Below are 19,447 nucleotides of genomic sequence, written 5' to 3'. Positions count from 1 at the left end.
GCCATATTGAAAAGAACATTCTGTACAGTTCTTATATTCTATTTATTCAGTACAGCCAATTCGGTTAATGCCCAGGAACAAGATTGGGGAGCCTTGATTAGTGGCACCTACGATGCAGGCTATGATTCTTATTGGCTTTGGGACAGTACCCGATCCGTTGTTTTTGAAAACGACACGATGGTCAGACCCATACTGGTTACTTTGTGGTATCCGGCAAAAAAGAGCCCCCAGTCCTCCGTGATGTCAACTGGTGAATACTTCGAAATTGAATCGAAGAAAAATGGCTTGGAGAAAATCTCACTAGCTTATAGAAACTATAATCTGGATGCTTTGACCTATGGACTATTAGGGAAAGAAGCCCATGAATTGGACGAGACCGAAAGAGAAATTTTTAAGGCCTACTTAAGACAGCCAACGTTTGTCATGAAAGACGCGCCCATTGTAAAAAATGACTTTCCAGTCATAATCTATCATCAGGGCTTTGGAGCCAGTTTCGAAGACAATTCTATACTAGCACAGTTTCTGGCCAGAAACGGCTACATAGTTCTGGGCAGTTCTTTCTTTGCTGAGAATCTTGAAGATATGGGGGTTGATGGTAGAAACCAATCGGTTAAAGACATTGCTCTTTTAATTGAACATGCCGCAAATCTGCCAAGTGCAGACACCTCAAAAGTTGCTCTTGTTGGTCATAGTGGAGGTGCACAGGCTTGCATTTTGGCCAAGTCCGGTAACATTGACTCCGTTCAATTGGTGGTGGCTATTGAGACTACTCAGGAAATATTTGGTATTGCCGATACCCGATGGAAAGATTTCACAGAGCCCGTACTAAAGAGTAGAAGAGCTTTTAACGTCCCTTTACTTGCCTTAACAACTCATTTGGCAAGCTTTCAATTGTATGATTATTTAACCCATTCCGACAGGTATTATATAACTTTTCCCCAATCGTTGAACCACAATGAGTTTGTTTCGCAAGGAATTGACGCTGGATTTCTAGACCGGAAGATACATGGAGAAAGTTCCACCCTATACGACCAGCAAGATTTAGTGAACTACACCAAAGTGAATCAATATATTTTGGCCTTTTTAAACTGGAAGCTAGGAAATGATTCGTCAGCAGCCAATCTGTTCAAGGAAGATAGCTATAGCCTTAACATGGATTTTGAAACCCCACTGGTAACTCAACTAACAAAAGGAACCACAAATGTTGAACCATATAACTTTCATTCATCATTACCTATTACTCCAAAACAAACATGGCAACTGGCTAGAAGCAATCATCCTGACTCTCTGGTCTTCGCACTCGAGTATTTCTTTCCCAGGCAAGAAAAAAACCCTGTTTTCAATGATATTTTTGCCTTCTCTCTTATTTCTCAGCTATTGGAAGAAGGAGATACGACCCTATCGAAGAGATTATTTCAATTCTATAAATCGAGACAAATTCCCATTTCAGAAAGGTTCATTTCCATTGGCAGGTTTTCCGTGTTAATGGGAAGGCAAAATTACGCAGTAAAGTGCATCGAAAACCTTTTGATTCTTGAACCAAATAATGAAACAGCCAAAAGTCTTCTTAAAGAGCTAAGAAACGAATAGTGCGAAGGCTACAGATAAAATATTAAACAAACCATATTTTATGAAAAGACTAATTCTTTCAACCATTCTAATCATTCATTACACTACCCTAATCGCACAATCGAACGAATTTTATCCTATTTCTAAAACCAATGGAACATTACATGGCACGGGTATCGATTGGATTTTAGACAGAGCCGACACCTGTCAATTCGTATTCTTCGGAGAACAACATGGAGTTGAAGGAATAGCCGAATTTGTGAACTTCGTTTATGAACAACTTCAGTCCAGAGGGTTTGACCACCTTGCCTTAGAAACCGACCCCTGGACAACCGAAAGATGTGCTAAAATGGGGGTTAATGAGTTCACGAAGCAAAACCCACACTCAATAGCCTTTGATTCTAACGGAGATATCGAATTAATGAGAACCGCTATTGAACTAAATCCAACCCTAGAACAGCCCGTCTGGGGAATGGATCAAATGCAAACAGCCATACATCCTTTTTATAGACTGATAGAGTTGGCTAATACCCCCAAACAAAAAAGGTTGGCCCGAGGAGCTTTCTTGAAGGCTACCCTCAAAATGGGAAGATATACCCGACAGCATAACGAAAAAGATATTGAAGCTTTGGAAAAGGCATTTAGCTCAAACCCCTCTGAAGAAAAGGAACTAATAATTCAAGAGCTAAAACAAACCATTGAAATATTTACCAAGTGGATGAACCCTGAAACCCGACAGGAGTCTGTAGCTGTGAGAGAAGAACTGATGAAACAAAACCTCAACAATTATCTAAAGCGGCTCCCTAATGCAAAAGCCGTATTCAAAATGGGAGGTGCTCATACAATGTATGGTATTGGCCCTAATGGAGTACCTACGCTAGGAGACTATGCACAAAAACTAGCAAACCAAAACGGTTATGGTACTCTCAATATTAATGTTGTAAGATACAATTCCGAAAATAGTAATATTTCAATCAATGATTTTGGCGATAGCCAAATGCTCCTTGTAACCGTTAGTGACACTTTAAAGTCCAACCTCGAAAACAATATTCGAAAATCAGCCAATGGTTTTGACGCCATCATTTACTTTAAAGAAGCCTCTTACGCAAGCAATAGCATCAATAGAAGCTATGAAACACAGTTTAGAAACAACTTTATATTTCGCATTATACCTCTGGCTATTACTAAAGTATTTTGCCTAATCACTATCATCGCATTCTCTATCCAAACTCTAAGGAAAAACAAAAACATTCTTCAATATCCCGCAATTGCTTCTGTGCTTGCCATTGGGCTAGTAGCATTTCAGATAACTCTAATTCTTAAACCTAACGGCTCCGCTGCCTTATCTTCCGGTTATTCTCCACTTCTAATCCACATCACTTTTGGTCTGGCCACCTTATATTTTCTTATTCAAACTTACAGAAATTGGAAAAGAACGAATATTTCTACCAGAAGTAAACTCGTGCATACCATCTTCTCCATTAACCTATGCGTACTTTCCTATTTGATCTATTATTGGAACATTGGTGGTATGCTGGGTTGGTGAAAAAGCTGTGTTATCAAAGCCATTCACAACAACATTACTCACTAAGTTATATAAGCAATGAAAAACAACATTCAATGAAAAGAATATTAAGCAAAACCTAAACCCAATCCATTTTCAACCACAACCACTTATCGTGAAAAGGTTCGGGTTATCGAAAGATTCCGTTCAGTGATCGAAAATTTGCTTCTACCTTATTAATACTGAGCATTTTGGGAGGAAATCGAGTGAAGCATGAAGAATTTATTGTATTTAATCCTCCCCCTCCTTATCGTATCGTGTATAGAAGAGCCACCTTTCGAAGAACCGGCAGAGAACTCTTCTTCCCTTACCGATTTCAGCTTCGACTCGTTTAATTTCGAAACCTCTCAAATGGTAGCCCTAAACATTACGGACTACACCAAAGGAGCCGCCAAATACCGAATACACTACTTATCGGGTGGAGAATCGCTCTCCATAGGCTCATTTATTAAGCAGAGCAGTGGGCTAAGTATCGAGCAGTTATTGCCAGCCTCCATCAGTGAGTTGTATGTTACCAAAATCAGTGCTGATGGTACAGAAACCTTTTCTATGCCGGTAAGTGGTGCTTCAGCAAACCTTACCATTCAACAGACAGCTGCCGGTAGTGTAGCCAATAGCAGCTCCGACTGTATAGACCATCTCTATGCCGTTAATAATAATGGAGATTTCTTTACCATAGATATCTCTAACTCTTCCTTTACTCCTACCGACTTGAGTCAGCTTCAAGGGGGCGGATCCATAGCCAACGCTCTCGATCAGGCCAACGGAATTATGTATTACAACGTGGGGAAAACACTCTATGCTTACGATATTGCCAGCAGCACCTTCTCCGTAAAACATACCAACAACCCCTTCAATGGCAACTACCCTCGCCTCGAGTATAAAGGCGGTTACTTCTACATGAGCAACAAAAATATCATGCACAAAGTAGAAGCAGCCACAAACAACCTGGTAGCCAGCTACACCATCAACGGATTCATCAACAACAGCGGTGGTGGCGACCTGGCATTCGACTCGCACGGAGAGCTTTATCTGGCTTGTTTTTCAGGGCTGTATAAATTCACTTCAATAAACGACACCAACGGAACAGCCGAAATTGTAAGAATAAGTGCCGAAAACTTCCCCTTTCAACTCACCTCTATGGCTATAGACCGCCAGGATAGAATATTTGTAGGTACCAACGATGCCAACTCAAACCTCATTCAAATTAGTAAGGAAGATGGAGCCTACCAGATTGTAAAAACTTTCAACAAAAAAATTAACGACCTCACCGCCTGGAAATGCGATACCGGTTCGCTCAACCAGCAAGACTCTGACAACGATGGAGTAATTGACGAATTGGACGACTATCCAAACGATCCTACTGCGGCTGTAGATAGCTACACTCCCTCCGAACTGGGCATGGGTACGTTTGCTTTTGAAGATTTATGGCCGGTAAAAGGCGACTACGACTTCAACGACATGGTTATTGGTTACCGATATACCAATGTGTTAAACTCAGATAACAAAAGCGTACGCTTTAAAATGAGCTTTACTATTCGGGCAGTAGGAGCCGCCAATCATAGTGGTTTTGGCATTGAACTCGATGTAGACCCCACATTGATTGCTTCCGTATCGGGTCATAAAACGGACGGACAAAACACCACACTCAACGCCAAAGGACTTGAGGCTCAGCAGAGCAAATCGGTAATTATTGTATTTAATGATAGTTTTAATCACCTGAAACCGGCTGCAGGCGCAAAGTTCATCAATACCGACCCTTCCGAAAGTAGTGTGGCTCCCTTTACGGTAGAAGTTGTGGTAGAATTTACCAACCCGATAGCCCCCGAGTTACTTGGCGAAGCCCCCTTCAACCCTTTTATCTTCTCTAGTTATGAGAGAGGAAAAGAACTGCACCTGGCCGGCAAAATGCCAACTTCTTTGGCCGATGCAAGCCTATTTGGAACGGCCAGCGATGACACCAACGTGAACACCGGAAAAACCTATCAGGATAGCAACAACCTGCCTTGGGCCATCCATATCATACATGAGTTCCGATACCCAATCGAAAAAAACCGAATTGACCAGGGCTACAACAAATTTGTTGACTGGGGACTCAGCAGCGGGGCGTTATATAAAGATTGGTATGGCGACAACTCAGGCTACAGAAATACCAACAAGATATATTTCAACAACTAACGGCAAGCCTATTTAAGCATCGGCCAAAGCCAAAATACTTGGCCGGTGCCCTACCTCAACAGGTTCAATGGAAACGGATTAGCCTCTAAGTGCTTAAAACCATTGGCGCTAACGACTCAACTTAATACCTTCATGGCGGTAAACAGCCTATATGTTACTGTTATTACCGCTTAATGAAGAACCGCAGATATAACACCGAAAAATTTTGGGATAGGGCCGCACCAGGCTATGACAATGCCGAGGCCAGCGACAGCCATAAGCACGAGCTGGTTTTCGATACCCTTAAAAAATACATGCTGCCAGCCGATAAGGTATTAGATCTAGGCTGCGGAACAGGTTTAATGGCTTCGCGAATTGCGGGTCATGTACAACAAGTCACAGGAATAGATATTTCATCCCAAATGATTAGAAAAGCGCAAGAACGAGCCCTGCAAAATAGCCTTACGAACACGCATTTTCTCAAAGCCGATGTATTTGATGAAAAGCTCAGTCACCACTCTTTCGAATGCATTACAGCCAACTATCTGCTCCACCTATTACCCGATCTACAGGCCGTTTTACAGCGGGCCGACCACCTGTTGAAACCGGGAGGTTACTTTATGGCAACCACACCCTGCATGAAAGAAAAACCTCTTCTCTTACTGACTCTAAAAGGACTTTCCAAAATTAAACTTGCGCCCGATATCACAGGCTTCTCTCTACCCGGTCTCAAACGAACCCTGACAAGGGCAAACTGGCAGATGGTAGAATGTCTAAAACTGTCGGAATCGGATCCCGAATACCTTACGATTATGAAAAAAATCGGTACTTAACCTTCAAAAGTTGAATCAATTCGGGTACTATGGAGTTGTAGGCATTGATCATTAAAATGAAAACCGGCAAATGACCATAGAGATTTGGAGCGATGTGATGTGTCCGTTTTGCTACATTGGCAAGCGGCATCTGGAAAAGGCCTTAGAAGATTTTCCCGAGAAAGATAAAGTTAAAGTGGTTTGGAAAAGCTTTCAGCTGAACCCCAATATGCCGGAAAGCAGCGATGAAAGCGTCTATGAATACCTGGCAAAGGCCAAGGGCATTAGTCTGGAACAGTCCATACAAATGCATAAGCGCGTTGAAGAAATGGCTGCCAATGCCGGACTAGATTACAACTTCGACATTGCCAAAGTAGCCAACTCATTTAAGGCACACCGCGTGCTACAGTTAGCCAAGAGAAAGAATCTTGGCGATGAACTAAAAGAAACACTCCTCGAAGCCTATTTCACTAAAGGAAAAAATACCAGCGACACTAAAACGCTCGTTGAACTAGCTAATTCTGTAGGAATTAGTGGTGATGAAGTAGAACTGGCGCTCAATGAAGAACAATTTGCTCATTATGTGAAGCAAGACATTGAAGAGGCTCGGCAAATAGGTATTCAAGGAGTTCCCTTTTTTGTTTTCGACAGGAAGTATGCCGTCTCCGGAGCTCAACCGATAGAGCATTTCAAGGCTACCTTGGAAAAGGTTCAGGCTGAATGTAGCCCTTTCATCGATACTTCGCCAGAACAAGGCGATAGCTGTGATATTGAAGGCAATTGCTAGGCATTGTTGAACAGTTATTCAACAAAAGTCATAAAAAGAGGTCACCGCGAAAGCCACTATTCTCGTTATTTCCGGTTTGATCGGAAATCTCCATCGGCCTTAAGTGCCAAGTAGATGAAATCACCTTCAGGGGTAGGCAATGGCGTTTAAGTTTGGGAAAGTCTCTTTTTATTGACTAAAAGATGCCTAAACGTCTTTCTTCAATCAGTCTTTCTGGTAAATATATGATGCTGGGTAGCGGTGAAGTAATCTCTGAAAATCTGATTGATCGAATGATCCTCTCTGCTAGCCTTAACGCCTAAGTGGGGATAAAGAGCCGTAATTGCGCTGGAAATATACCTGACTGAAACGGATGCCGCCTCATGTACCTCTCTTATGAATGAATCAGCAAATATTCCGTTGCTGTCCGTCAATTCCGATACGGTTCGTACAATTTCTCTGATTTCCCGATTAGCCGATCGAACGACAGATTCCAGCCCATTCAATGGTTCGGACTGAGTAATTAAAGCTGCCTCTTCCCAAAAGTGTTCAGCCATACCAATATAGTTTACCCAAAGGGTGAGGTCGGCAAATACTGAAAAATGAATTTTAAAGACTGATTGAGGGTGATAAAACTGATTATAAATAAAGCTGAAACGTTCGTGAACAACTACATTATTCACCTCAAAAGAATGAGTAGCCGAAGCTTTCAGCCCCATGGTTTGCCAATCCTCAATGACGGTCACTTCAGTTGCTGGAATAACGAATGACAGGAATTTTGGTGTTCCATCCTCATTCTTCAACTCTATCCCATTCTCTATAATTTTTGCATTCAAGGTAAAATGAGTGAGATATGGTGCTCCTGTTGCGTAGCGCCAAGTACCATTCAGTCGATAAGCATCTCCCTCCTTTTCGGCAGTTCCAAACATTCCTCCACTTCCACCCAAAATCGCTGACTGAGCAAAAATTTCTTGGGCAACTTCGGGCCGAAGGTTACCGATAAAAAAATTAGCACCACTACACAAAGTGACCGTCCAGCCTAAACTACCGTCTAACCTAGCCAAAGCTTGCAGAGTTTTCAAACCATCAGAAAGTGAGCATTCAAGTCCGCCAAAAGCTTTTGGCACCCAGATGTTCCATAGGTTTTCTTCCTCTATCCATTGCAACACCTCTTTTCTAAAAACTGCTGCATCATTCAAATATTCTCTAGGCGGCTGCATAAGTAAGCTCTCTTTCGTTCTTCATTAATTTTCGCCATTTCAGATATCCCGATGTACCCATTATAAATAAGAACACGGTCATTCCGGCATATATATAAAGCTCTTTATAAACCATTAGTGGAATGGAAACGATGTTGCTGATATTGAGGTAAATCCAGTTTTCGATTTTGCGCTTGGCCATCAGCCACATTCCGGCCCATGCAAAAGCCACTACTACAGCATCCCAAATGGGAACATCCGAATCGGTGTGAAATGTAAGCCAGTAAGACATCAGCACAAAGCAAGCTAGTACAATACCATTGGCCTTTAAAAACTCATTTTTATTGACTGAAGAAATGGGCGTTTCCGTTTTTTGCTTGCCAAATTTCCAATAAACCCAGCCATAAACACTCATGACCAAATAATACATGTTCAGTAGAATATCAGCATAAAGTGCGCTCTGATAAAGCACCCACATACTGATTAAGATGGAGGCAATACCAAACAGATAGGTATGCACATTGTTTTGACGGGCCAGCACTACTTGTACTATGCCAAAGAGAGTTCCCAACCCTTGAAGCCAGGTAAGTTGTGTTAAAAATTCCTCGATCATTGTTTTTAGGTTTCAATGAAATGAGGAGATGAACCAGCCCTTGCAGCACGGCAAAAGCTTTGTTTTCCCTACGCCAGCATTATCTGGATCAGGTGCGGAGCCAAACTCCTGGGTATCATCTCAGCCTGCGCAAGCAAGCACCCCATTTTGGGCAAATGTAAGATTCCCCCAAAAGGAAGGAAAGGATTCAAAAGATTTAAATTTGAAGAAATACATACATCATCTCTTCTAGCAAGCTAATCTTCTATCTTTGAATCGAAATAGCTAAAACTCATCAATCAAAAATACTGATATGTCCATCTCAAAAGAGTCTGAATTAGAAGGAATGAAAAGAGTAAGCGAAGTGGTTGCCACAACGCTAAGGCTAATGAGAGAACACGCAAAAGTGGGCATGTCTACGAAAGAGCTAGATAATTTTGGGGGCGAAATTCTTAAGAGCCATGGTGCCAAATCTGCTCCTTATGAGACTTATGGATTCCCTGGCTACTCATGTATTAGTGTAAATGAAGAGGCTGCTCACGGTATTCCGTCTGATCAAAAAATCTTGAAAGAAGGCGACCTGGTGAATATTGATGTGTCTGCAGAGCTCGATGGCTTCTGGGCAGATAATGGAGGATCTTTTATTTTAGGCAAAGACATTCACAATCATCAGCCCTTGGTAGATGCTTCTAGAGACATACTTCACAAGGCGATCCACAGCATCAAAGGAGGGGTGAAAATCTCTGACATTGGTTATCTGATAGAAACAGAAGCCAAAAAATCGGGCTTTAAGGTAATTAAGAACCTAGCAGGACATGGTGTAGGCAGAAGCCTGCATGAAGCACCAGAAGATATTCTGAACTATAGAGTAAAAACCAATAGAGAACGATTCAGAAAAAACACCACTGTGGCTGTTGAAACCTTTATTTCGACCCAATCAACTGTAGCGGTTCAACTAAACGATGGCTGGACGTTGGTGGGCAACAGAGGTGGTTATGTAACGCAGCACGAGCACACTATTTTGATTACGGATGGCGAGCCTGTAATCCTCACTGAATCCAACGGCATCTGGAATTAAGACCTACCTTATGACTGACGTAATTCAGGTTTGGAAATCGCTACGGAAAATTGAAAAGCCAGACTATATTCCGGAAGCCCGACAACTGGAAGTATGGGAAAGCAAGCTTGTTTGCAAAACTGGTTATCTGGAAAATAGCACCCTCTACTTACCAGTAGGTACGGAGTCTAAACCTGACATAAAAACCGATGACCTGATGATCATTCAGGATATTGATGGCTTCGATGCCTTGGCGGTGAAGAAGGACTGTAGTGGTCAAAATCTACCCGAACACCAATACAGCTACATTTTGGCGGCCAATCCTCAGTTCGTCAGTTTCAGCAAACCAGCTAAGCCAAGGGCTTTCGAAATTTTCAGGATCGAAAAGAATGAATCTGGAGGCTTCGACATTCACCTGAATTATACTGACAACCACTATTACATAGGGCTGCCGGAACGTGTTGATCATAAAATTGGTGAGCTGTACAAGGACAAACCTCTTCGATTCAAAATTAACGGAAAAGCCGATTTTACCCTCAGCAGTCGCAAACAAAGAACCTTCTACGAGTACGACCATATCTTAGAATACCTCGGTCAGGCTGAATCTATTATCTTCAAAGACCTCAGCCAGATTGAAAAGAAAAAGACTGTTCCTACTCAATCTAAATTGGTAGATGAAAGAAGGATATTGATCTAATATCACCTGCCATCACTGCTAACGAAGCAGAAAATTATTTTCCTTACCAATTGAAATATGCATATTCATAAAGAAAACATACTCAGATATTCTCAAGGATGAACTTAATACAACAGCAGGCGAACGACTTTATAAGCACAAATAGTGATTATCCATGGGAACACAAGAAATTCATACAAGATGTCAGATCCGAACTTTATGAATATCGAAAAGACTCTTATAAACTAGAATTTCTTAACCACTTGGTTAATAAAGCAAAGACAGATTATGATGAGCACTTAAAAATATGTACTGCAAGTAAGATTGAGGAGTGTCCAACCAATCAATTCTTTGAGAACGCACTCTTTTTTTTGCAAGAAGAAATAGAAGATATTGAAGATTCATTAGATCCAGCGGAATTTTCACGATATGAAAAAGAACAGCTTTCTAAGGCTATAACTGAAATACTTGCCGAATTGAAGAAAATTCAGGTTGGTCAACAGATAACCTACGATGACATCTCCGATCAACTCATTGAACTCAAGGACTTTTATTTCCTAAACAAAAAGAACTGGACACAACTATTTCTGGGCAAGATGACAGAAATGATAGCATCTGGAGTTGTATCAGAATCTATAAGTAAAGAATTGGTTGAACTAATTAAAACTAACTATCCTACCCTTTTCGGCCAATAGAAAAAGATTCTTAGTCTTCTCAAGACATTTTCCATTGTTCAATTTAATATCCCCCTCCTCTTGCATTGAATCTGATTTTATTATTTACTTTGTATTTCAAAGTACTTTTAAATAAAAAATAATGAATGAATATGTCTCAAACACAGTCTCTTCAACAGGTTTAATGAAAAGAATGCTCATTGGAGGAATCATTGGCCTCGTGCTTATAACACTGTTTCTAATTTCAGCTGATGAGGCTGATCCTTCTTGGAACAAACTCTGGTTTATTAAGCCATTAATTATCACTCCCATTGCTGCTGCAATGGGTGGCGGCCTTCACTTCTATGTCGATAAAATCTTCAGCACAAACAACTGGAGCAGGGTTTTAGCATTCATAGTTAGCACACTAGGTTTTGTAGTGACACTCTGGTTAGGCACAGTCCTCGGACTCAACGGCACCTACTGGAATTAAAAAAATTTATTCATGCACTTTGTATTTCAAAGTAAAATATACTCAAATGTTCAATCACTCAATATTTTCAACAGCAAAGTACTCTAGCCACCTGATATCTAGAGGCCTCTTTTTTTTGATCAGCCTGCTTCTCTTTGCCTCAACCAGGTCATTACTACTTATGGCTCAACAAGAGTCCGATGCCATCGACCAATTATTTAGCAGCATAGCAACCGATGAGCCCGGTTGCTCTTGTTCCTTTTCAAAAAATGGAGAAGTACTATTCAATAAAGCCTATGGTTTGGCCAATATGGAGACTAAAACACCTCTCCAACCAAGCTCCGTTCTCGATGCCGGCTCAGTAGTTAAGCAATTTGTAGCAGCATCTACCCTACTGCTCGTAGAGCAAGGGCAACTCTCGCTACATACTGATATACATGAGTACCTACCGGAACTACCACCTTACGAACACCCGGTTACACTTTATCATTTACTCACCCACACATCAGGAATTCGCGATTGGACCGGCATACGAATGATCTCTGCTGCCGATGAGGACGCCCTTACCATGGTCTTGCGCCAAAAGTCGCTCAATTTTGCTCCCGGGGAGCAATGGTCTTATTCGAACAGCGGCTACGTATTGCTCAAAGAGATCGTGGCGAGGGTAACGGGTTTAACTTTTGGTGAGTTTGCTTCCACCTACCTCTTTGAACCATTAGGAATGAAAAATACCACATACACTCAATATCCGGATAAAACATCCAATCTGGCACTGGCCTACGAAAAGGGAAAGAGCGGATGGGAAAATGCCGTGCTGGAAAACAACGACCGTGGTGGCGATGGCGCTTTGATGACTACTGCACCGGATTTACTGTTATGGACTCAGGCGCTTGCACAACAAAAACTAGGTGAATTTGTAACCAACAACCTACTAACCCCGACACGCCTAAATAATGGAAGGGAACTCTCATATACCAAAGGGCTGTTCGTGACCTCCAACGAGCTGGGCAAGCTCATATGGCACACGGGTAGTGCCGGAGGTTATAAATCACTGGTCGGCCATCTACCAGCTCATGGTTTATCCATTGCCATTATGTGCAATTCGGGTGACCAGATCAACAGAACTGCACTTGCCGGCCGGATTTTCAGGTTGTTCGCTGAACCACAAACTCAGTCGTATCCCCCCGGCAAAGAAGATGTGATGGTGCCGGAAGATATACTCAATACACGTAGCGGATGGTATATCCATAAAAAGGACAAGAACCTGCTCCAGTTAACCGTGAATAAGAATAGACTGGCTATTGTAGGCGGACCGATGCTCAGCGCCAAAAGCAATACTCACTTTATCAATACTCGCAGAAATATCGAGTTCCGCTCAGAAGACCAGTTCGAAATCGAATTTCAACCTAACGGCAGCTTTACGCTCACTTCTATGGAAGGTCAACAAGAAATATATGTACCAGTAGAAACATACCGGCCTGCCATAGATGAATTGAGTCGCTATGAAGGTCGTTATGAGAGCAAAGACCTCAAAGCTGTTTTCCATATAAAGGCCACAGAAAAACAATTGGTCGTATATTTGGAGCACGCTCCTATGCAGCGGCTTCCCTTTAGCCCGGTTGTAAAAGACATGTTTGTCTTTAGAAGAATGCACATTGGGTGGATAAGGGACGACCAAGGCTCAATTGTTGCCTTAACCTATAGTAACCCTGTTCTGAAAGATGTCAGGTTTACCAGACTCAACGACTAACCAATGACACAATCGACAGCACAATTAACATCAGAACCTGATGCCGTACAGGAGTTCTTTGTTCCGGAAGGCTCCATTGTGCGGCAAATATGGGCCGATGGAGATACCATACTACTTATTTTTGCAGGAGCCGCAGCAGAATTTGCGCTTAGCAAAGCCGTGGACTGGTTGTATTTTACCGGCCGCCTTCCCTCCGACCCTCTTGGACGCTTACTATCTACAGTTACCTACGCCAAGCGCATTGTATTCTCCCAAAAACAAGATGCCTTTAAAGCCATAGACAGCATTTCGGCTATACACCACGGAGTGGAGTACAAACGAGGCTTTCAAATTCCAGAATGGGCCTACAGAGATGTACTCTTTATGCTTATTGATTACTCCATAAGAGCCTATGAAGTACTTCATCGCCAACTCACTAATGAGGAGAAAGAGGAAGTGTTTCGGGTCTTTAATCAACTGGGTGAGAAAATGGAAATGACCGGTCTGCCGGAAACCTATCAAGTATGGATGAACATGCGCCAAAAACACCTTAAACGAAACCTGGAGTTTAGCGACTATACCAGCGACCTATTTTTGCAATACAAACTTCACCTGGGGTCTTTTCGTTACCACATGCTGTTACAGGTACAAGCAGTTTTGGCCCCCAAAAAGGTACGCTCATTAATGGGCCTGAAGAAAAAGAGACCTATTCTTCTCTTAATTGGCTTCTACAGAATCATTCGCCCTCTTGGGTTAAATTCATTCCTAAAAAGACTTGTATTGCCCGGTCAATACCGTCAGCAGTTTATGCAGTTGGGAGGAACCGCTTGAGGTTTGGTGGTTCATTGTTCTTAATTCATAGTTCTTGGTTTTTGATCTACCGAATATGTGCTAGCCAGAAATGGGGTAAACAATACAACTTATATCAGGCAAGAATAACCCGACACCACTTTCTGGCTCCTATTGAAGGACTCCAATCCGTTTTTTAGTACAATCTTAGGGCTGCTTATTTTGAGCACATACAAGTAAGTATGAAATTTCAGTATAAAAAAGACCATTCCGATCGTCTATCAGAATGGTCGAAAGGTCAATAAATGTATAGCTAGGATTTATCAGGTCGATAAATCTCGTTGATTTCTAAAGCTTTATGACACCACAACCTATTCTCGAGCCTGCCGCACCGGAAGGCTGTGAGATAAAGTCATCGGGTCCGGCATGAATAATTATGGCCTTTTGAAGGATATTGCTGGTAGAATCTCCTCCGATGGTCCAGCCTTCGACCTCCATGGTAAACAAGCCGCTGCTATCGGCTCCAACGGTAATATTGCCTATATCGCCCTGATGAAACTGCTCATCTTCCAGCCTGTGGCCATGGCTTACGTCCATTGGGTTCCAGTGCCCACCGGCCGAAGAGCCATCAACAGCAGAACAATCTCCGTTTTCGTGTAAGTGCACGGCATGCTCACCGGGACTCACTCCGTTCAGTCTTACCGTCAGATCTATGGCTCCATTTTCTAATTCTTTGAAAGTAGCTTCTCCCCTCAAACCACTCCCGTTAATGCTTTTGATTGGTGTGGTAATGGTTCGGTAGGTCTTTTGGGCTTCGCTGGCCACTCTCTTGGCCACTGCATCTTCTACCTCCTCCGTTTTTTGTCTCGCTTCGGTACAGGCCACTATGGCTATGGCCATACCCAATACAAGTTTCAGGTTCTTGGTAAGCGTGTTCATAGCGATTAATTTTGGTTGCTTCACATAAGGAAAAACTCATGCCAGCTGAGTCAAAACCGCTCCTATTGCTATAATAAGCACATCTTGCAATCCATTCTTTGTCAATTTGAAAATGGTTCTGTCAAATGGAAAAACACAGGGGTGGAGAAGTTACCGGAAAACAAGCGCAGGCTGCCCAAACAAAACTGCCCAAACCTTGCTTGATATTTGTAGTAACCCTATAAAACATCAATAAACAAAACATGAAAGCCATAAAGTACGCCTGGAAGGTGTTAAAAACTGCCATTCCTGCATTTATGAAAGATCACTGTTTTCGCTTTAGTGCCGCCCTCTCTTTCTACACACTATTTTCAATCGCTCCGCTCATTTTACTGGCCATTTACGTAGCAGGTATTTTTGCCGATGATGCTCTGGTGAGGGATCAGGTGACCTCTCAGTTCGAGAGCCTGATTGGTACACAAGGAGCTAATGGCGTACGCGCCCTTATGGATACCTTGCATAAGGAAGACCAAAACACCTTTTCGTTAGTAGCCGGCATTGGACTTCTACTCTATTCGGCCACCAACATCTTCATTCAAATTCAAACCTCTTTCAACGAGATATTTATGGTGAAGGCAATTGAGGGTAAAGGATTTAAAAAGTTGGTGATAGACCGTCTTATTTCGCTGGGCATGGTGCTAAGCCTGGGCTTTATCATGATCATTTCTCTGATTCTTGATTCTTTGGTGGTGGCTTTTGTCGATTTTCTTTCCGAAAGTTTCGACACGCTTTCTGTGGCCATGGCCCTGGCGGCCCAATACAGCCTCATTCTTTTACTGGTGTATGGGGTTATTTACGCGCTCATTCGCTTTCTACCCGATGTGGTTATTCCCAAAAAGTTCATATTCAGAGGGAGTCTTATCACCGCCCTGCTACTCATCATTGGTAAATTTGGCATTGGATGGTACATTGGCAGTAGCAATTTTAGCCAGCTTGGCGGAGCTTCTTCAGGTATTATTATACTTATGCTTTGGGTGTACTACTCATCGGTGATCCTATTCTTTGGTGGCGAATTGATCAAAGCTATGGCCAAAGTAAACGAAGTATACATTCGTGCCACACGCTATGCCAAACGCATAAAATATGTTGAACTAAATGATGAGTAGTCGTAATTACTCTCCAAAGATCATCACCTAAATTGTAATTCCTGACTCATGGTTTATATGTCTGGCACAACTCGTAGTGTGTCATTCTGAACTTATAACTCAGCCCCACACCTTCTACTCACCTTATTACTCCTCTCCTTCTTCAGGCAAACCGGCATCGAGTTCCAGAGCCTTCACGCTTTGAACTGCATTGCCGGCAATTCCTTTTATGGAGCCGTACATATCAATAGTATTAGAAACTACTTTATCGATTTGCTTTTCGCGTTGCTTCCAAATTCGCTGCATGGAGTTTTTCTCCCTTTCCAGGTCGGCTTTCATTTGAGAGAAGCCTTCTACAATGGCTTCTACTTGCATACGGAAGGTGTTACTGGTAAGGAAATCGTAAAGCATATGCATTTTATCGCCTTTGCCTTCTTGAGAAATAGCCACCTTACTCAACTGTATAACCGACTCTCTGAGCACCGCGCAAAGCCCCTTAAACTCAGCAAATGAGCAAACCCAGACCCCATCTTTAAGCCCCATGCGCTCCATATCAGCGGGCATAGCCTCGGTAACCAGCACTCCCACATCGGCCTCTTTGTCGCGCATATCGGCTTTAAATTTCTCAATCCATCCCGGTTGAAAGTCCTTGGTTCGCTTGCTCTCGTAATAGATCTTACCGCAGTTTTGTAAAGTGCGCGTGTTGACTACCTGAATGCAATCGGCTCCTCGGGCTCCTTTCTTAATTTCTTCGATCGTATCTAAAGGAAACTGTGTAGAAAGCCACTCTTCAATGGCCAGTTCTTGTACCTCACCCTGCAATTGCATAGAGCCCTGAGCTTGCTTACGCTGCATTTCTTCAGTGAGCTTCTTCTGATCTTCCAGCTTTTTTTCGAGCTCTTTCATTTTAAGCTCATTTTTCTCGGCTTCCGACTTGCTGATTTTTTCGCGCTCTTGTACGAGCATTTCGTTGAGCATTCTCTGTGCCTCCAACTGAGCTAGTTCCTTTGCCTCTTCTTTCTCCCTTTTTAAGCGTTCAATTTCAACCCGCGAGCGATTCAGCTCTTTTACTTGTTCGGATTTCTCGTTGAGTTCCTTTTGAAGGGCTTCAAACTGCTCGGCTTGTTCTGAGAGCAATTTCGACTTCAGTTTATCTTCCAACAATTTGCGCTCCTGGGCCATTTGCTTTTCCAGTCGCTCTTGAAAAAGCTCATTCTCTCTCCTCTTCTTTTCTTCAAAGTCGGCTCTGGCTTTGGCCAGACTCTCCTGTTCGGCTTTGAACCGTTGTTGTGCAGCAGTCAGTTCGGCCTGATATTTCTGTTTTATCTCCTCTTCTAACTGATGCGAAAGAATGTCTTGTACGTCTATAGCGGTGCCACAATTGGGGCAATTGATTTGATTCTTTGTCGACATGGTTGACAAATTTATTTAAAGTGCCACAGTTATCCTGATCAATTTCTTACTTCCTATACTTATCTCTGTACTCAGCCGGAGTAAGACCTGTTATTTTCTTAAAAACATTTCGGAAGGCCTTGGTATCGGTGTATCCTACATCGAACATCACCTCGGTAATATTCTTTCGCGTGGCCTCAAATGAGCGTTTGGCCGCTTCTATTTTCACCCTTTGAATGTATTCTAGAATGGTATTGCCGGTGGCTTGTTTAAAACGCCTTTCAAAACTTCTGCGACTTACAGCCACATGATCGGCCAATTCATCAACTGTTAGCTTGTCGGCAAAATTTTGCTCTATAAACTCCTGGGCCTGCAACACCTGTTGATCGTTGTGGTCCTTCTGCCCTCTGAAAATCGTAAATGGTGCCTGGCTCTCTCTATCCATATCTATGGCAAAGTATTTAGAGGCAAGGATGGCCGTGTCTCTGTCGGTATATTTTTCCAGCAAATAGAGCAGTAAGTTCCAATACGAATTGGCTCCACCACTGGAGTAGATACGATCTTCTTCCGTTATAATGCTTCCGTCTTGTACCTCTACCTCCGGATAGGTTTCCTTAAACTCTTGATAATAGGCCCAATGGGTGCTGCATTTTTTACCATTAAGCAGGCCGGTGGCGGCCAGCAAAAAAGCACCTACACAGAGTGAGGCTACTTCTGCTCCACGACTGTGTTGTTCAATAATCCATGGAATCAAAGCCTCGTTCTTACTGACAGCCGTTTGCATATCTCCAAACAGCGCGGGTATGATCACCAGATCTGCCGATTTGGAGTGGTTTAAAAGCCGAGTGGTTTGAATACTGCAATAGCCATCGTGTACCGGCACCTGAGCCCGAGAACCAACCAGCTCAATATTAAAAACGGGCGACCTTCCGGAAGCTTGTAAAAACTGATTGGCGGCAGAGAACATGTAACGAGGGTTAGAAACAGCCTCAGTAACTGCCATTTCGGGCACAAGTATGCATATGTTTTTCATGTATTGAAGATAGATGAAGTATTTGACGCGATCAACCCCGTAGAGAGTCGTTTTCACACCCTGTTTCTAAGCTTCTACTCTGCCACCTTTGTAGGGAAGCAAAACAAAAATGAAAAGAGCCTTTGCCCATTTGTCATTCAACGGAAATTGCAGAGCAGCCATGCACTTCTATAAAAACTGCTTTGGTGGAGAGCTGAACATGCAAACCCTTGAAGACATGCCTCAACGACACGCTTTTCCACCCAAACTCTCCCAATTGGTTGTACATGCTACCCTAAGAAGTGAACAACTGATATTGATGGCTTCTGACCTTTTGGATGAACCTTTAACCACTGGCAACCACATGAGTATTTTACTGGAGTGCCAAAAAGAAGGAGAAATGGAGGCCATTTTTGATAAGCTCAAAATGGGAGGACAGGTAACGCGTCCGATTCAAAAAACACATTGGGGAGCCATGATTGGTGGACTTACCGACCAATTTGGCAATCAATGGATGCTTCACCACCCCTTAAGAACATTAACCCTATAAAAACTTATATATGAAACAGAAAATACTCTTTGCACTTTCATTGCTCCTTGGGCTCATGTTTGTAAATGCCGGCCTCAACAAGTTTTTCAACTACATGCCGATACCGGACGATCTGCCTCAAAGCATGATTGAGTTGATGACGGCTCTAATGCAGGTTAGCTGGCTATTGCCTTTGGTGGCCATTATCGAAATAATTGGTGGAGTGCTTTTTATGATACCGCGCTACAGAGCTCTGGGGGCCATTGTGTTGATTCCTATTCTTACCGGTATCACGCTCATTAACCTTACCGCAGCACCCAGCGGGCTACCCTTAGTAATTGCATTACTGGCCATTGAATGTTGGGTAATTTTTGAAAACCGTAACAAATACCTGGTAATGGTAAAGTAACTCAACA

The 19,447-nt window shown here is 42.7% G+C and carries 19 protein-coding genes; 14 read left to right on the top strand and 5 right to left on the bottom strand.

Annotated features, from left to right (window positions below; all coding sequences use genetic code 11):
* The first annotated feature begins 6 nt into the window (after positions 1 to 6).
* The 5 genes from IE164_RS14825 (at position 7) to IE164_RS14805 (ending at position 6,889) form a co-directional block, all read left to right on the top strand.
* A complete protein-coding gene (locus IE164_RS14825; protein WP_189631035.1) occupies positions 7 to 1,590 on the top strand; it encodes an alpha/beta hydrolase in 1,584 nt (527 codons plus the stop codon).
* Positions 1,591 to 1,630: 40 nt separating this feature from the next.
* The gene (locus IE164_RS14820; RefSeq protein WP_189631034.1) at positions 1,631 to 3,115 is read left to right on the top strand and encodes a hypothetical protein; all 1,485 of its coding nucleotides are present in this window, start codon (positions 1,631 to 1,633) and stop codon (positions 3,113 to 3,115) included.
* Positions 3,116 to 3,346: 231 nt separating this feature from the next.
* Positions 3,347 to 5,311, top strand: a complete 1,965-nt coding sequence (locus IE164_RS14815) for an LruC domain-containing protein (RefSeq protein WP_189631033.1) — start codon at positions 3,347 to 3,349, stop codon at positions 5,309 to 5,311.
* A 173-nt stretch (positions 5,312 to 5,484) separates the two neighbouring features.
* The gene (locus tag IE164_RS14810; RefSeq protein ID WP_189631032.1) at positions 5,485 to 6,123 is read left to right on the top strand and encodes a class I SAM-dependent methyltransferase; all 639 of its coding nucleotides are present in this window, start codon (positions 5,485 to 5,487) and stop codon (positions 6,121 to 6,123) included.
* A 70-nt stretch (positions 6,124 to 6,193) separates the two neighbouring features.
* A complete protein-coding gene (locus tag IE164_RS14805) occupies positions 6,194 to 6,889 on the top strand; it encodes a DsbA family oxidoreductase (RefSeq protein ID WP_189631031.1) in 696 nt (231 codons plus the stop codon).
* A gap of 200 nt (positions 6,890 to 7,089) precedes the next feature.
* Here IE164_RS14805 and IE164_RS14800 read toward each other — a convergent pair whose 3' ends face one another.
* Together IE164_RS14800 and pnuC are read right to left on the bottom strand one after the other, a co-directional pair.
* Complete coding sequence (locus IE164_RS14800) at positions 7,090 to 8,088, bottom strand: acyl-CoA dehydrogenase family protein (protein WP_189631030.1); 999 nt, start codon at positions 8,086 to 8,088, stop codon at positions 7,090 to 7,092.
* Entirely contained in the window at positions 8,075 to 8,680 is a 606-nt protein-coding gene (gene pnuC, locus IE164_RS14795) for a nicotinamide riboside transporter PnuC (protein ID WP_189631029.1), read from the bottom strand. Before pnuC ends, IE164_RS14800 begins: the two co-directional genes overlap by 14 nt.
* Positions 8,681 to 8,972: 292 nt before the next feature.
* On the opposite strand from pnuC, the gene map reads away from it, so the two are divergent.
* The 6 genes from map (at position 8,973) to IE164_RS14765 (ending at position 14,077) form a co-directional block, all read left to right on the top strand.
* The gene (map, locus tag IE164_RS14790; RefSeq protein WP_189631028.1) at positions 8,973 to 9,737 is read left to right on the top strand and encodes a type I methionyl aminopeptidase; all 765 of its coding nucleotides are present in this window, start codon (positions 8,973 to 8,975) and stop codon (positions 9,735 to 9,737) included.
* Between the two features lie 10 nt (positions 9,738 to 9,747).
* Positions 9,748 to 10,413 carry a hypothetical protein gene (locus IE164_RS14785; protein ID WP_189631027.1) on the top strand — a complete coding sequence of 222 codons (666 nt, stop codon included), beginning with the start codon at positions 9,748 to 9,750 and terminating at the stop codon, positions 10,411 to 10,413.
* Between the two features lie 98 nt (positions 10,414 to 10,511).
* Positions 10,512 to 11,087 carry a hypothetical protein gene (locus IE164_RS14780; protein ID WP_189631026.1) on the top strand — a complete coding sequence of 192 codons (576 nt, stop codon included), beginning with the start codon at positions 10,512 to 10,514 and terminating at the stop codon, positions 11,085 to 11,087.
* Between the two features lie 121 nt (positions 11,088 to 11,208).
* Positions 11,209 to 11,538, top strand: a complete 330-nt coding sequence (locus IE164_RS14775) for a potassium transporter KefB (protein WP_189631025.1) — start codon at positions 11,209 to 11,211, stop codon at positions 11,536 to 11,538.
* A 160-nt stretch (positions 11,539 to 11,698) separates the two neighbouring features.
* Positions 11,699 to 13,267, top strand: a complete 1,569-nt coding sequence (locus IE164_RS14770) for a serine hydrolase domain-containing protein (RefSeq protein WP_189631024.1) — start codon at positions 11,699 to 11,701, stop codon at positions 13,265 to 13,267.
* Positions 13,268 to 13,270: 3 nt separating this feature from the next.
* On the top strand, positions 13,271 to 14,077 hold the full coding sequence (locus IE164_RS14765) for an oxygenase MpaB family protein (protein WP_189631023.1): 807 nt from the start codon (positions 13,271 to 13,273) through the stop codon (positions 14,075 to 14,077).
* Positions 14,078 to 14,383: 306 nt separating this feature from the next.
* On the opposite strand, the gene IE164_RS14760 is transcribed toward IE164_RS14765, so the two are convergent.
* Entirely contained in the window at positions 14,384 to 14,974 is a 591-nt protein-coding gene (locus tag IE164_RS14760) for a superoxide dismutase family protein (protein WP_229838708.1), read from the bottom strand.
* Between the two features lie 242 nt (positions 14,975 to 15,216).
* On the opposite strand from IE164_RS14760, the gene IE164_RS14755 reads away from it, so the two are divergent.
* Positions 15,217 to 16,119, top strand: a complete 903-nt coding sequence (locus IE164_RS14755) for a YihY/virulence factor BrkB family protein (protein WP_189631022.1) — start codon at positions 15,217 to 15,219, stop codon at positions 16,117 to 16,119.
* A 126-nt stretch (positions 16,120 to 16,245) separates the two neighbouring features.
* Here the strand turns inward: IE164_RS14755 and IE164_RS14750 are convergent, their stop codons facing one another.
* Both IE164_RS14750 and IE164_RS14745 read right to left on the bottom strand, forming a co-directional pair.
* The gene (locus tag IE164_RS14750) at positions 16,246 to 17,511 is read right to left on the bottom strand and encodes a DUF2130 domain-containing protein (protein WP_189631021.1); all 1,266 of its coding nucleotides are present in this window, start codon (positions 17,509 to 17,511) and stop codon (positions 16,246 to 16,248) included.
* A 46-nt stretch (positions 17,512 to 17,557) separates the two neighbouring features.
* Positions 17,558 to 18,523 carry a GlxA family transcriptional regulator gene (locus IE164_RS14745; protein WP_189631020.1) on the bottom strand — a complete coding sequence of 322 codons (966 nt, stop codon included), beginning with the start codon at positions 18,521 to 18,523 and terminating at the stop codon, positions 17,558 to 17,560.
* Between the two features lie 109 nt (positions 18,524 to 18,632).
* Here IE164_RS14745 and IE164_RS14740 point away from each other — a divergent pair, with 109 nt between their 5' ends.
* Positions 18,633 to 19,052 carry a VOC family protein gene (locus tag IE164_RS14740; RefSeq protein WP_189631019.1) on the top strand — a complete coding sequence of 140 codons (420 nt, stop codon included), beginning with the start codon at positions 18,633 to 18,635 and terminating at the stop codon, positions 19,050 to 19,052.
* 10 nt (positions 19,053 to 19,062) lie between these two features.
* Positions 19,063 to 19,440 (top strand): DoxX family membrane protein, encoded by a 378-nt coding sequence (locus IE164_RS14735; protein WP_189631018.1) that lies wholly within the window; start codon positions 19,063 to 19,065, stop codon positions 19,438 to 19,440.
* The last annotated feature ends 7 nt before the right edge of the window (positions 19,441 to 19,447 follow it).

Source organism: Roseivirga thermotolerans, from assembly GCF_014653175.1.
Lineage (GTDB): Bacteria > Bacteroidota > Bacteroidia > Cytophagales > Cyclobacteriaceae > Roseivirga > Roseivirga thermotolerans.
The sequence above is the reverse complement of the archived record's forward strand: the minus strand, read 5'-3'. Positions and strand labels throughout refer to the sequence as shown.